Annotated in this window: 11 protein-coding genes; 9 read left to right on the top strand and 2 right to left on the bottom strand. The window is 47.3% G+C overall.

Annotated elements, in window-relative coordinates; translation table 11 throughout:
- The first annotated feature begins 20 nt into the window (after positions 1-20).
- The 6 genes from HP548_RS11300 to HP548_RS11275 all read left to right on the top strand — a co-directional run bounded on the left by HP548_RS11300 (position 21) and on the right by HP548_RS11275 (position 7,431).
- Positions 21-779 carry a DeoR/GlpR family DNA-binding transcription regulator gene (locus HP548_RS11300; RefSeq protein WP_175381681.1) on the top strand — a complete coding sequence of 253 codons (759 nt, stop codon included), beginning with the start codon at positions 21-23 and terminating at the stop codon, positions 777-779.
- A gap of 82 nt (positions 780-861) precedes the next feature.
- Complete coding sequence (gene kduD, locus HP548_RS11295; protein WP_053779016.1) at positions 862-1,614, top strand: 2-dehydro-3-deoxy-D-gluconate 5-dehydrogenase KduD; 753 nt, start codon at positions 862-864, stop codon at positions 1,612-1,614.
- Positions 1,615-1,650: 36 nt separating this feature from the next.
- Positions 1,651-2,496, top strand: coding sequence for a sugar phosphate isomerase/epimerase family protein (locus HP548_RS11290; RefSeq protein WP_175381680.1), 846 nt, complete (start codon positions 1,651-1,653; stop codon positions 2,494-2,496).
- Between the two features lie 247 nt (positions 2,497-2,743).
- Entirely contained in the window at positions 2,744-4,051 is a 1,308-nt protein-coding gene (locus HP548_RS11285; protein WP_063566572.1) for a homocysteine synthase, read from the top strand.
- Positions 4,052-4,422: 371 nt separating this feature from the next.
- Positions 4,423-6,435 (top strand): heavy metal translocating P-type ATPase, encoded by a 2,013-nt coding sequence (locus HP548_RS11280; protein WP_175381679.1) that lies wholly within the window; start codon positions 4,423-4,425, stop codon positions 6,433-6,435.
- A gap of 180 nt (positions 6,436-6,615) precedes the next feature.
- A complete protein-coding gene (locus tag HP548_RS11275; RefSeq protein ID WP_175381678.1) occupies positions 6,616-7,431 on the top strand; it encodes an alpha/beta fold hydrolase in 816 nt (271 codons plus the stop codon).
- A 155-nt stretch (positions 7,432-7,586) separates the two neighbouring features.
- On the opposite strand, the gene HP548_RS11270 is transcribed toward HP548_RS11275, so the two are convergent.
- A complete protein-coding gene (locus HP548_RS11270; protein ID WP_053779008.1) occupies positions 7,587-8,318 on the bottom strand; it encodes a ZIP family metal transporter in 732 nt (243 codons plus the stop codon).
- Positions 8,319-8,571: 253 nt separating this feature from the next.
- On the opposite strand from HP548_RS11270, the gene trxB reads away from it, so the two are divergent.
- The 3 genes from trxB to HP548_RS11255 all read left to right on the top strand — a co-directional run bounded on the left by trxB (position 8,572) and on the right by HP548_RS11255 (position 11,998).
- The gene (gene trxB, locus HP548_RS11265) at positions 8,572-9,513 is read left to right on the top strand and encodes a thioredoxin-disulfide reductase (RefSeq protein ID WP_076291238.1); all 942 of its coding nucleotides are present in this window, start codon (positions 8,572-8,574) and stop codon (positions 9,511-9,513) included.
- 60 nt (positions 9,514-9,573) lie between these two features.
- On the top strand, positions 9,574-9,804 hold the full coding sequence (locus tag HP548_RS11260; protein ID WP_024631391.1) for a glutaredoxin family protein: 231 nt from the start codon (positions 9,574-9,576) through the stop codon (positions 9,802-9,804).
- A 208-nt stretch (positions 9,805-10,012) separates the two neighbouring features.
- Positions 10,013-11,998: an AraC family transcriptional regulator gene (locus tag HP548_RS11255; protein ID WP_175381677.1), complete on the top strand. Its 1,986-nt coding sequence runs from the start codon at positions 10,013-10,015 to the stop codon at positions 11,996-11,998.
- 131 nt (positions 11,999-12,129) lie between these two features.
- Here the strand turns inward: HP548_RS11255 and HP548_RS11250 are convergent, their stop codons facing one another.
- The gene (locus HP548_RS11250; RefSeq protein ID WP_053779005.1) at positions 12,130-12,327 is read right to left on the bottom strand and encodes a hypothetical protein; all 198 of its coding nucleotides are present in this window, start codon (positions 12,325-12,327) and stop codon (positions 12,130-12,132) included.
- Positions 12,328-12,414: the final 87 nt, after the last annotated feature.

Raw genomic sequence — 12,414 nt, 5'->3', positions numbered from 1 at the left:
AAACAGGAAGTTGATCTGTGATGAATCCATTGAAAAGACATGAAAAAATTATGGAGGCTCTGCTGGAACGGCAGGAAGTCACCGTGAGTGATCTGAGTGAACTGCTGCAGGTGACGGGCAAGACTGTACGGGAGGATCTCGATAAGCTGGAGGGCATGGGATTGCTCGTACGTGTCCATGGGGGTGCGATGCTGGCTCAGAACGACCAGTACGGCATCCTCACGAGTCGTGGGGCTACGGAAAAGCATCATTCGGAGAAAACAGAGATTGCCGAGCGAGCCCTTGCTTATATCCGGCCAGGAGATATTGTTGCGCTGGACGGCGGAAGCACTACATTGGAGATGGCGAAGCGAATGGACAATCAGTCCATTACCGTGGTAACCAATGATTTGTTCATTATTGCTGAGCTGACCAAAAAGGAGCAGGTACGACTGGTTGTGCCCGGCGGAGCAAGAGTCCGCAATATGCTGGTGGGAGACGATACGTCTGCCTTTATTTCCGGTCTCAACATTCACAAAGCGTTTATCTCAACGACGGCACTTCATCCGGAATTTGGACTTTCCATATATACAGGAGATCTGGTGCCACTAAAAAAAGCAATGATCTCTGCTTCTCAGCAGGTCTATGGCGTCGTGGATCATTATAAATTTGGACAATTTGCCCTTCGGACTTTTGCACACTGTTCGGAGTTGGACTGCATCATCAGCGACAGTCGGCTGGATGAGGAGACAGCGTCCCTTTACAGGCAAAATGGTATCGAAGTGGATTATCAGAGCTAACCTTCAGTTCCACAGTGGTTACGTGACTGCCGAGGCTGAAGAACACGGCTTGCAACCCAATAACCATGCGGAGGAATCATTCATGAACCCATTTGATTTAAGCGGACAAGTTGCACTTGTCACTGGTACATCAGGAGGTCTGGGGCAAGGAATGGCGATTGGCCTCGCTGAAGCCGGGGCAGATGTTGTGCTGGTGTCTTACTCCAATCCATCGGAAACAGCGCGTGCCATTGAGGCTCTAGGACGCAAAGCGTATGTAATTGAAGCTGATTTGAGTCGTGAGGACGAATTGACCGGGGTGTTTGAAAAGGCATTAGCCTTTCAAGGGAGAATTGATATTCTTGTTAACAATGCGGGAATTATCCGTCGTACACCTGCAGCCGATCACGGTCAGCAGGACTGGCACGATGTCATAGGTCTTAACCTGAACACGGTATTTTTCCTGAGCCAGTTGGCTGGCAGACATATGATTGAACGGGGAAGTGGCAAGATCATAAACATTGCCTCCATGCTGTCTTATCAGGGCGGAATTAACGTACCGGGATACACGGCCAGTAAACATGGGGTTGCCGGTTTAACGAAAGCACTCGCAAATGAATGGGCGGGCAAAGGTGTTCAAATCAACGGGATTGCACCAGGCTATATGGAAACAGACAATACGACTCAGATTCGCGCCGATGAAAATCGGTACCGTGACATCACGGCACGAATTCCGGCTGGACGCTGGGGAACACCTGAGGATCTGAAAGGTCCGGTTGTTTTCCTGGCATCGGCGGCTTCGGATTATTTGAATGGTCACGTACTGAATGTGGATGGCGGCTGGATGGCTCGTTAACGCTATCAGCGATCAGATTGCAAAGGAGACAGTGACATGAAACTTGGTATTCTTGCGCATACGTTTGGTAAACAGCCTACAGCACAGCTTGCACAGACCATCGCAGATAACGGATTTAATTCTGTCCAGCTGGCATTAGCCAAGGCCTTGTCGGATGTGGATTCGGCCAATGGCAAGCTGAGCCCTGGACTGGCGAACGAGATCGGAGATCAATTTGCACAGCGTGGAGTCAAGATTGCGGTACTGGGTTGCTACATTAACCCGATTGATCCTGATCCTGTGGCCCGTCGTGCAGACATTGAACGATTTAAGGAGCATCTGCGTTATGCCCGGGATTTCGGTTGCAGCATGGTGGCAACGGAGACTGGGGGCCTGGATACGTATCGCGACTCTCATCCGGACGGATATGAAGAAAAGGCATGGACGGTGCTGCGAGAGACGGTAGAGGAACTGGCTGAAGAGGCGGAAAAGTGGGGCGTTCATGCGGCGATTGAGCCTGTATCTACTCATACGCTTCATACACGTGAACATATGATCCGTCTGTTTGAAGAAATTCCTTCATCCAATCTGGGCATGCTGTTCGATCCTTGTAATCTGATCAAACAGCCGCATGTGGCTGACCAGTCTGCATTCCTGCGTGAGGTGATGGAAACACTGTATCAGCGCATCATTGTCATTCATGCCAAAGATGTGGCTTTCAATGCGCAGGGTGAGAAGTTCAATCCGGTGCCGGGTGAGGGCATTCTGGATTATCCGTTATTCTTTGAACTATTGAAAACCTATAAACCACATATCGATATTTCACTAGAAGGGGTAACGGCGGAAGAAGCTGTCCCGGCGGCCAAGCATTTACGTGAGATTTGGAGTGGCGTTCGGGTATAAACGGTACAAATTGGCGCAGAAGTTCAGCAGGTAATGGTTGCAAAAAAATCCTTAAAACCTTTGCTCCCGCAAAGGTTTTTTTGGTGTAGCAGTCTTCATCATACATATTTAATATTTCTCATCGGAAAAATCGGAAATATTTCTTTTCAAAAGCGACATCTTGTGAGAGAATATGGAAAACATACGCCACCATGTCATGACATCTAGGGATTTGCCAAACGTATAAGTTAAGGGAGGAAACAGATTTATGTCAAACGAACGTGAGCTTTCATTTGAAACATTGGCAATTCATGCCGGCCAGGAGATTGATCCGACTACCCATGCACGTGCAGTACCGTTGTACCAAACAACATCCTACGGATTCCGTGATACGGAGCATGCAGCCAATCTGTTTGGATTGAAAGAGTTTGGCAATATCTACACACGTCTGATGAATCCGACCACGGATGTGTTCGAACAACGTATTGCTGCACTTGAGGGAGGCGCTGGTGCACTGGCTACCGCTTCCGGTCAGGCAGCGATTACGTTCTCCCTCTTAAACATCGCAGGTGCGGGAGATGAGATTGTTTCCGCAGCGAGTCTGTATGGAGGAACGTACAATCTGTTCTCAACCACACTACCGAAACTTGGCTTAGATGTAAAGTTTGTAGATTCCAGTGATCCTGAAAATTTCCGGGCGGCGATTACGGACAAAACAAAAGCATTGTACGCTGAAACGATTGGTAATCCGCAAGGCAACGTACTGGATATTGAAGCTGTGGCAGCGATCGCCCATGAACATGGCATTCCTTTGATTGTAGACAATACATTCCCAAGTCCATATCTGCTTCGTCCAATCGAACATGGAGCTGATATTGTCGTTCATTCGGCTACCAAATTTATAGGTGGTCACGGTACTTCCATTGGTGGAGTTATTGTGGACAGCGGCAAATTCGACTGGAAAGCAAGTGGCAAGTTCCCGGGACTGACAGAGCCGGATTCGAGCTATCATGGTGTTGTATATACGGAAGCGGTTGGACCGATTGCTTATATTATCAAAGCTCGTGTACAATTGCTGCGCGACTTCGGTGCAACAATCTCACCTTTCAATTCATGGTTGCTCATTCAAGGACTGGAGACACTGCATCTGCGTGTTGAACGTCATAGCAGCAACGCACTGGCTGTGGCGCAATATCTGGAGAAACATGAGGATGTGGAATGGGTAAGCTACGCAGGTTTGCCGAGTCACCCTTCCTATGAACTGGCACAGAAGTATTTGCCGAAAGGCCAGGGAGCTATTCTGACCTTTGGTATCAAGGGCGGCGTGGATGCAGGACGCAAACTGATTGAAAATGTGAAGCTGTTCTCTCACCTTGCCAACGTAGGTGACTCCAAGTCACTGATCATTCATCCGGCAAGTACGACGCACCAACAGTTGACAGAAGATGAGCAGACTGCAGCCGGAGTTAATCCTGAGCTGATTCGTCTATCTGTGGGTACAGAGAATATTCAGGATATCCTCTACGATCTGGAGCAAGCCATTAAGGCTAGCCAGCAATCAAGCGTTAGTGTTTAATTCATAACGTGAATAAATTAAATTCATACGAGCCGCTTGTCCCTATGGACGAGTGGCTTTTTTAATTTTACACCGGCTAAGGTGAAAAACCCATTTACAAATGCAAAGCACAGGCATATAATGAATCAAAAGTTGTATTGGGTAAAAATAATTGCATAAGTACAAAAATGATTATCATTCTCATTCAAAATGATTTGAAAATCATTCGACAACCATTCAATAACCATGCTGCTGCGGGATTCCCGCAGCAGCATGTGTCATTTTTAGGGTATTAACAATGGCTCTCATTCTCAATACGACTTCAATACACGGGACATGGATGCAGCAAAGTGCAATCCACAACCCGACATTCAGAAAGGATTGTGATTCATATGCAAGCGATACACCAACCCATTCAAACCCAAGCAAAAGCTGAACAGCGTTCAGCCAATACACCTGGCCCAGGCCGAGGGCGCAAACCAGACTTTCGGGCTATGCTGCGCAACAAGGAAATGCAAGCTGCTCTGGGCAGTGGACTTTTGATGCTTATTGCCTGGGCAACGGCATCTTGGTCTAACCCGTTATCCGTACTACTATATATTGTTGCTTATGCCATAGGTGGATGGACCAAGGCTAAAGAAGGCATTGAGACACTGGTCAAGGATCGTGATCTCGATGTGAATCTGCTCATGATTGCAGCAGCGTTGGGAGCGGCAGCCATCGGCTACTGGAATGAAGGCGCCATGCTGATCTTTATTTTTGCGTTAAGTGGTGCACTGGAAAGCTATGCAACGGAGCGCAGTCACAAGGATATTTCATCACTGCTGGCGCTCAAACCGGAAACGGCGCTGCGTATTGAGGATGGGAAGATGAATCGTGTATCCATCGATGATTTGCAGCCGGGGGATCTGTTGCTGGTCAAACCGGGCGAATTGGTTCCGGCGGATGGTGTCGTGTACCGTGGCAGCTCTTTTATCAATCAGGCCTCGATTACAGGCGAATCCTTACCTGTAGACAAAATTGCTGGTGACGAAGTATTTGCAGGTACCGTGAACGGCGAAGGCGCTCTATATGTGGAGGTAACCAAATCCGCTGAAGGATCGTTGTTTGGCAAAATCATTAAACTGGTGGAAGAAGCGCAGACGGAAGTGCCGGATTCCCAACGTTTTATAGAGCGATTCGAGGGGATATACGCCCGTATTGTTGTCGCCGTAACGGTGCTGGTTATTGCGGGAACACCGTTATTGCTTGGTTGGACATGGAACGAGGCGTTTTACAAAGCAATGGTCTTTCTGGTTGTAGCTTCACCTTGTGCCCTGGTTTCTTCCATTATGCCGGTCATGTTGTCAGCGATGTCCAGCAGTGCACGTCGCGGTATTCTCTTCAAGGGTGGCGCTCATGTGGAGAACATGGCCCAGACTCGGGTGGTTGCTTTTGATAAAACAGGGACATTGACGATGGGTACACCACAGGTGACCGATGTTATAACGGCAGACGGATATGACCGGACACAGTTATTGGGCGCGGCAGCCGCCATTGAGAACCTTTCGGTGCACCCGCTGGCTCGGGCTATTGTGGAGCAGGCAAGCAAGGAGGACAGCAACCTCCCGATTGCTGAACAGGTTCAAGCTCTGACAGGCTGGGGGATTGAGGGGAAAGTAGACGGCGTTCTCTGGAAAATTGGCAAAACGGATGAATTGGATACGCATCAAATCAGTGAGGTAAATAACGCAAATGATATAGAGAAGCAATTGGGTGTTTCTGATATGAATGATCTTGCTGTATGGCTTGGCATACGTGCCCAACTTGAGGGAGAAGGCAAAACCGTGTCTGCCATCACAGCGAACGGGGAGATGGCCGGACTGATCGCGATGAGGGACACTGTGCGCCCACAAGCGGCCTCAGCGGTGAAAAGGCTGGAAGCGATGGGTCTAAAAGTGGCTATGCTGACAGGTGATCGTCCCGAATCGGCCGCAGTGATCGCCCGGGAGACAGGTGTGAGCCTGGTATACGCAGGTTTGTTACCCGAAGATAAAGTGAAGCGGGTGCATCTGCTTCGCGAACAGTACGGGCAAGTGTTGATGGTTGGGGATGGTGTGAATGATGCGCCTGCACTTGCAGCGGCAACGGTTGGCATGGGCATGGGCGTATCGGGCAGCGGCACGGCACTGGAAGTAGCGGATGTTGTACTGATGAATGACAATATTGAAGAAATCGCCTGGGTGATCAGGCAGGCTCGCCGGGCCCAGCGGACGGTGAAGCAGAATATGTTTTTTGCCATCACGGTAATTCTGGCTCTAATCGCGGGCAACTTCCTTCAAGATGTTGCGTTACCATTGGGCGTGGTAGGCCATGAAGGCAGCACGATCCTGGTTATTCTGAATGGACTAAGACTGCTACGATAACTAAATTCATTTGAAAAAGCCGGCGTTTGAACCTTGGGTCAGCGGGTAATGAATCGAAGAGACGATTCCAGAGGAACATTCTACATGAAATATGACTAAGGGAACGTTGTTATTGGAACATTACCATGCAGTGCGGCAAACTGCCGCTGCAACGAGATGACAATAAGGGAGCTGTGAAAAATGGGACGTTACGTACAAGTGGAACCGAATGTGAGTGTATTTGTTGAAGATATTGGCCAGGGCACACCGGTTGTCTTTTTGCACGGCTGGCCAGTTAATTATAAAATGTTTGAATATCAATTAAATGTACTGCCGAATCATGGCATTCGTGCCATAGCAATAGATTTCAGAGGTTATGGCAAGTCGGATGCTCCGTCCACAGGTTATGACTACGACCGGATGGCGGACGATGTTCGTGCCGTGATTGATGATCTGGAGTTGACCGACGTGGTGCTTGCAGGCTTCTCCATGGGTGGAGCGATTGCCGTGCATTATATGTCCCGCCATGCGGGACATGGTGTATCCAAGCTGGCGCTATTGTCTGCGGCGGCACCAGTGTTCACGCAGCGTGAGGGTTATCCGTATGGATTGACTCCAGCGCAGCTCACCGAGCAGATTATTGAGCCGATCTTCGCAGATCGTCCGAAGCTGCTGGAGACGTTTGGCGGCATGTTTTTCGCGAAACAGCACAGCCAGTCGTTTATGGATTGGTTCCATGCACTCGGCATGGAAGCTTCATCTTACAGTACGATTAACAGTGCAATTGCCTTGCGAGATGAGGATCTGCGAGGTGACCTGAGTTCGATTCAGGTACCTACAGCGATTTTACACGGGAAGAAGGATGAGATCTGTCCGTTTGAATTCGCCGAGGAGATGCATAAAGGCATTGCCGGTTCTCAATTGATTGCTTTTGAGGAGAGTGGTCATGGGGCATTCTATGATGAATTGGAAAAATTCAATGCCGAATTGATTCGATTCATCAAATCCGAATTGTGATCGTAGAACGACCTTTACAGATCGTTCCAATTATTTCATTTAATCTTCATTTGTGAACAAAAAAAGAACCTGGAAGTTCAGCGATCCGCTGTCCTTTCAGGTTTTTTGCCGTCCATTCTTGTGTTCATGTGAGGGCTGTTCTTTGTTCTTTTCCATTAAAAGAGTTCAGTTAGACCAATCATCGTGATCAGTCCAAGCAGAAAGGAAACCGTTGCCGCCCGTGCATTGCCGTCGCCGTGGCTTTCGGGAATCAATTCCTTGTACACGATGAACATCATCGCACCTGCTGCAAAGGCAAGACCATAAGGGACCAGACCGGAGACCAGACTACTGAGAGTGTAACCAATCATAGCTGTAACAATTTCAACTGCACCCGTCAGCGTGGCGATACCAAGCGCCTTGAAGCGACCGATGTTCTGATTGACCAGGAAGAGGGCGACCAGGAATCCTTCCGGCGCATTCTGCAATCCAATGGAAAAGGCAATCAGATTGCCAAGTCCTGCGTCACTGCTTGCGTAGCTGACACCTACTGATAGCCCTTCGGGCAGGTTATGCATGGTGATAGCTGCAATGATCATGAAGGCTTTGGCTTCAATTTTGAAAGGCATCTTCTCGGGATTTTCCAGATCCACATGGGGAATCTTCATCTCTAGCACAAGCAGAACCATGCTGCCCAGCATGATACCAAGGGCAAGTACGAACAAATTGGATTGCCCGAGTGCTTCCGGTATGAGATTGTACACCGAGGCAGAGGTCATGATGCCTGCTGCGTAAGCAAGCAAAATATCACGCAGGCGGTGTGTTACTTTGCGCATAAATAGAATAGGTATGGCCCCAAGGCCGGTAGACATGGCTGAGATAAAGCTGCCAATGAGTGCATCGTTCATGCTTCCATTTTCCCTCCTGATGAAGACTTCTTCATAATCGCTGCCGAGCATTGACACCGTACATAAAAGAGATCATAATGAACAACAGATTAGAATGATTATAAATTAGAATTCCGTTTCTGCATAGGTTAATTGTCATAACGGGCAGTTCATGTGGACATGATGTAGGCTTTCGTTCTAGTGTATGCAAAAGCCTTTGCTTTTGATGCCGGAGAGCCTGACCTTTTTGTAGAACCCGGGGGAGGAACTATACATGTATAAATCAATTATTATTGGAACAGGCCCTGCAGGGCTGACAGCAGCAATCTATCTGGCACGTGCCAACTTGAATCCACTCGTTATTGAAGGACCGCAACCTGGTGGTCAACTGACAACAACAACAGAAGTGGAGAACTTCCCAGGTTTCCCTGACGGCATTATGGGTCCTGAACTGATGGACAATATGCGCAAACAAGCAGAACGCTTCGGTGCAGAATTCCGTACAGGCTGGGTAAACAACATCGATATGAGCGAGCGTCCATTCAAAATTCAGGTTGAAGGCATGGGTGAACTCGTATCCGAAACCTTGATCCTGTCTACAGGCGCATCTGCTAAATACCTCGGTATTCCTGGAGAAGAAACGAATGTGGGCCGTGGTGTCAGCACATGTGCGACATGTGACGGATTCTTCTTCCGCAACAAAGAAATCATCGTTATTGGCGGTGGAGACTCCGCGCTGGAGGAGGCGAGCTTCCTGTCCCGTTTCGGTTCCAAAGTAACCTTGGTACACCGTCGTGAAGAACTGCGTGGTTCCAAAATCATGCAGGATCGTGCACGCAGCAACGAGAAAGTGGAGATGGCATTGAACCGTACCCCTCTTGAAGTGCTGGCTGGCGACAACGGCGTAACTGGATTGAAAGTACTGAACAACGAAACAGGTGAAGAAGAAATCATCCCTGCTAGCGGTGTATTCGTTGCAATTGGTCACACGCCAAACACTGGATTCCTGGGCGGACAGATCACAACCGACGAACACGGTTATATTCTGACTACACCGGGCACATCCGAAACCAATATCCCAGGCGTATTCGCTTGTGGTGATGTACAGGATACTCGTTACAAACAAGCGATCACAGCAGCAGGTAGTGGATGTATGGCTGCGATGGATACAGAGAAATATATTGAGAGCTTGGAGCACAGCGCTGTAGTCCTGTAAGGGAAGAGCTGTTTTGATCAATAGATTAGCTATAAAAAAAACAATATGAGGTGAATAAACATGGAAAACGTAATTGTATACACATCAACCAACTGCCCAAACTGCAAATCAGTAAAAAGCTTCTTGGCTGACAAAGGCATCTCTTATGAAGAGCGCAACATCGAGACAAGCGATGAGTTCGCACAACAAGTATGGGATATGGGCGTACGTGCCGTACCTCTGACTGTCATTGGTGAGCACCGTATTCTGGGTATGAACAAAACTCAATTCGCCAAAGCGCTGGACGCTTAATTTACCCTGTATAGGGTAAGTTCAAGTCACATGCAGCTATTCCGGTTCGCGCGAGCCGTTTGAATATATATTGGAGAAGCCTTAGTCCGAATCAGGACTGAGGCTTCTTTATTTGATTCAGATCTACTTCATTAATCTTCGAATTGTCCAATGAACAGAAGTGCGATATTCTTTTCTTAAGTCGTAAGCATTGAGGTGAACAGTCAGCATGATTATAGAACAACAGGAGCATTTTCGCTTCTGGGAACAGGCGAATATACGAGATATTCATGTTGAACATGCTCTTCTCGCAAAAGGCCAAAGAAAATTATTCACGATTCAGTCTAGCAGTTTTTTCTGTATTAGAAGAGGTAATTTGCTGGTACTGCTCAATCAAAAGCTCTATTCCATCAATCATTTTGAGATTATTCATGCCCCTCCCAAAAGCAGGTTTGAAGTTAACGCAGGTTCAGAGGGTGCGGAGTATATCGTGATTTCGTATAAAGCAGAATGGGTACCAACGTACGGCGATGAGCCGCTGTTATTAGACAAACACAGAAATCCAACCTATGTTACATACCGTGTGACACCAACTCAGCCGATGATGATATATGAAATTACAGATCGTATGCTGGAAATTCAGGAGCAGCAGGAGCATGGGCCTTCGGTGCCACTTCAACTCAAATCATCATTCTACCAATGGGTTTATCACATGGTGCAGGATTTTTATCTGCAGTCTCCGATTGTAAAAATAGCTAGTCCTGTTGAATTGGTCACACTTACTCTGGAATACATGTTGAAGAACTATGCGAAGCCTCATACGTTGGATTCTTTGGCTATAGTAATGCAACGTAGTCCGGGTCATCTCTCTAATTGTTTCAAACAAGTGCTGAATCGTGGACCGATTGACTGCCTAATCCGTTTGCGTATGCAAAAAGCGTGCAAGCTCTTAGTCGAAACAAAGCTTCCCTTACGGATTATTGCCTCTTCTATTGGGTATCAAGATGCATATTACTTCAGCAACGCCTTTAAAAAGTATATGGGAGTTTCCCCACAGAAGTATCGTAAGCAGATTGTAGAGGAAGATGTTACATCCTCAGCAGGAAGAAATCATATTGTTGGCTCTTTACCCCCATGTTATATTCCTTTATGTGATAATGATAATTATTATCAACACCTAGATGGAGGGTCTGACGATATGTTAAGAAATATAAAGAGAGTTCCGATAGCTTTGCTAATGGCTTTTGGGTTGCTGTTAAGTGCATGTAGTGGCGGTTCTTCGGGGAATACAGGGGCTGCAACTGGAGATGGAAGTACAGCTCAATCGGATGCACCATCTTCCCAAGTGAACAGTACAAGCGAAAATAATACAAATGAAAATACACAAGCGACGACACGTAAAGTGAATAGTTCCATGGGCGAGGTTGAAGTGCCTGCTAATCCGCAGCGTGTCGTAACAGATTTCTTCTTGGGTCATATTCTGGCCTTGGATGTAAAACCTGTAGGAAGTAATGGCGTATTCATGCAAAACCCTTATCTGGAGGGCAAGGTTTCCGGTATCGAGGATATTTCGGACAATCTTGAAGCAATAACTGCATTGAACCCTGACCTGATCGTTACAGGCGATGCCAAAAGTTACGATGCTTATTCCAAAATCGCCCCAACCGTCTTTCTGGACAACTCGGCTCCGGTTCGTGATCAGGTTAAAGAGCTTGGCGTTATATTGGGAAAAGAGGCTGAAGCGTCGGCATGGCTTACCGATTTTGAACAAAAGGTGACTTCGGCCAAGGAGCGTTTAAGCAGTATAATCAAAGAAGGGGAAACCGTTACTGTGTTTGACGGAGGCTTGAGCAAAGACATCACGCTTTATGGTAATGCGCATACGGGCAGAACGATCCATGGTGAATTGGACTTGCCTATGAACGAGAACGTGGAACGCAGCATTGATCCGAAAGTGGGCTGGGCTACGATCTCCAATGAGCTCGCCGAATCATATGCTGGTGATTACGTATTTATGGCCGTGAATGCCAAAGCGGAATCATACGACTATGCGAGCGATCCGGTGTGGGGAACGTTAGATGCGGTCAAAAACAATAAGTTATACGAAATTGACGGTTACAAATTCTATTTCTCGGATCCGATTTCTGTCATGGGACAAATTCAAGACATTGTGGAAATGATGGAAGAGCGCAATCAAGAGAACTCCAAAAGCTAGTGAGTATGATCCATTTAAATAGGTAATATGAAAAATCCCCTTTCACAGCTACAACAGAGCACATGTTTTATGAACTCTTTTGTGGATGTAAAAGGGGATTTGACGTTAAAATTAAACATATTTTATCTTATCTAAAAAAAGATACTCATAAAGGTCTGAAATACTACATACACCAGTACGCCTGACAGCATGTACATGAAACCAGCCTTCTTTTTGCTCTGAAACAATCGAAGTATGCCAAGGCTGAACAGCGGCGCAAGCACGATCAGGAACAGGAGTACGGTGACAAACATTTGCGCCGAGATATCTGAAGTATCCACGTAGGTCACGAATTTTCACTCCGTTTCGTCATCGGAATTAACATGGCGACATTCATGCCGCCATGACAAAAATCACATAACCCTATTATACCTCTG

The sequence above is a fragment of the Paenibacillus taichungensis genome, from assembly GCF_013359905.1.
In the GTDB taxonomy this organism is placed as follows: domain Bacteria; phylum Bacillota; class Bacilli; order Paenibacillales; family Paenibacillaceae; genus Paenibacillus; species Paenibacillus taichungensis.
This window is presented reverse-complemented; position numbering and strand designations above follow the sequence as displayed.